Raw genomic sequence first — 271 nt, 5'->3', positions numbered from 1 at the left:
GCCAAACACCAAATCACCGACGAGCAGCGAGACGCCATCGAGAGGGCTTACCCTCATCCGTCCGACTTCGCGGAGGTCTTCATGCGTGCCCTCTATGACAGCCTGAAGCATCGGCCTGAAACCACTCAGGGTACGCGCTTGGCGGATGTCATGGCTTATGAGGATCCCCACTTCGCCCGTCGAGACTTCAGCGCTCTGATGCGCAACTCTCGTTGGGCCACAAGAAGATGAGGATTGAACCTGCGGGGAGCGGTACCCGACCGCACAAGGG

1 pseudogene is annotated in these 271 nt (G+C 59.8%); it reads left to right on the top strand.

Annotation, left to right across the window (positions count from 1 at the left end):
- Positions 1–231: pseudogene (locus tag NCR40_RS31030) on the top strand (HD domain-containing protein); the annotation flags it as partial.
- Between the last annotated feature and the right edge of the window lie 40 nt (positions 232–271).

Origin of the sequence: Caballeronia sp. GACF4 (genome assembly GCF_023631025.1) — a bacterium.
In the GTDB taxonomy this organism is placed as follows: domain Bacteria; phylum Pseudomonadota; class Gammaproteobacteria; order Burkholderiales; family Burkholderiaceae; genus Caballeronia.
The sequence above is the reverse complement of the archived record's forward strand: the minus strand, read 5'-3'. Positions and strand labels throughout refer to the sequence as shown.